The sequence below is a fragment of the Halohasta sp. A2 genome (assembly GCF_056175805.1).
On sequence record NZ_JAQFWV010000358.1, the window covers coordinates 1 to 246 of the forward strand.

The 246-nt window shown below is 53.7% G+C and carries 1 protein-coding gene; it reads left to right on the plus strand.

Annotation, left to right across the window (positions count from 1 at the left end):
• A partial coding sequence (locus O2S87_RS19420) for a hypothetical protein (RefSeq protein ID WP_475410270.1) occupies positions 1-199 on the plus strand: 199 nt, incomplete at its 5' end.
• Positions 200-246 lie beyond the last annotated feature (47 nt).

Here is a 246-nt window from a genome sequence, read left to right on the forward strand (position 1 = left end):
CGGCTGGAAGAATTCCAAAGACACCTCAGATCTCGACACGGATCTTCCGCAGATTCGTTCTCTTGACAGACTACGGTTGAGGACACACTCAGATCCGACCGGGATGACCGGTGAGTATACCCTTTTTCCAGAGACATCGCTCGGGAACGCCGCCGACGCGGCGTTCCCTCGCTCTCTGAGTGAATTCGTCACAGCGTAATCTACTGCGATATCGTGTGTTTTGAACGCAACAGCTCAGTTTACGCG